Here is a 1,041-nt window from a genome sequence, read left to right on the forward strand (position 1 = left end):
CGACATGCGCAAGGCCACCGCCCCAATAGAACCGGACGAATAAAAACAGCCGGGCCGACTCTGTCGGCCCGGCCCCGGTACCAACTACCCGGAACCCGGCAGTACCGGGTCTCCGGAACACCGGTACCAAAAACCCGCATCTGACAACGCCAGTGGGCGGTAGCGGAAACTAAAGCCCATGTCATCACCAACCCCGCCAACAGATCGCTTCCTTGACGAATCCGTCCTGGCCGACTTCACCGCGCTGCGGATGACTGCCTTCGGCAGAAGCGTCATCGACATCGCCAACGATCCCGCATTCGACGCATGGACGTTTTCCCAAAAGGTGCTCTACGCACTCGATAAAGAAGTCGCGGCCAGGCGCGAGCGACGCATCAACAAACTGCTGAAAGCATCCCGATCGCCGAACCTTGATGCTTGCCTTGAAAATGTAGTCTGCACGCCTGACCGCAACATCAACCCCGAGCAAGTCAGCAGACTCGCTCACGGACAATGGTGCCACCTGGGCCAAAACATTGTCATCCTGGGCAAATCCCCAGTCGGCAAAACCTACCTCGCCCAAGCCCTGATCACAGCAGCATGCCGCAACGACTACTCCGCACGGTTCTACCGCACCGACATGCTTGCCGCCGAACTGGCAGTCCTGCAACCCGATGACCCCATACGGCTGAAGTTCATCCAGCACCTCCACAACGTCGACGTCCTGGTCTTAGATGACTTCCTGACCACACCTATTGATGCCGCGACCGCGCACCAACTTCTCAACATCCTCGCCGGGCGAGAAGGCAAAGTCTCAACGATAGTGACCTCACAATTCGCCCCACTGGAGTGGTACAAGTCCATCCCCGACGCCGTGATCTCCGAGTCAATCCTCAACCGACTCGTCTCCGGCGCCGAGATCATCACACTCGAAGGACCAAACATGCGCCTGACCACCAACGCATAACCACCCACAACGCCTGAGTGAGACGCCGCTACCGGATACTCACTCAGGCGCTACCAGATACTCACCACACCGCTACCATTTCAGTCTTCTGAACA

Annotated in this window: 1 protein-coding gene; it reads left to right on the top strand. The window is 58.2% G+C overall.

From position 1 onward, the window contains the following. The first annotated feature begins 178 nt into the window (after positions 1 to 178). Entirely contained in the window at positions 179 to 946 is a 768-nt protein-coding gene (locus HMPREF2990_RS01425) for an ATP-binding protein (RefSeq protein ID WP_070762337.1), read from the top strand. Positions 947 to 1,041: the final 95 nt, after the last annotated feature.

It is taken from the genome of Corynebacterium sp. HMSC071B10 (assembly GCF_001814825.1).
Classification (GTDB): Bacteria; Actinomycetota; Actinomycetes; order Mycobacteriales; family Mycobacteriaceae; genus Corynebacterium.

What these genes read in the sequence shown, in the direction of transcription:
- HMPREF2990_RS01425 (WP_070762337.1), top strand. Translation starts at nt 179, where the DNA reads ATGTCATCACCAACCCCGCCAACAGATCGCTTCCTTGACGAATCCGTC.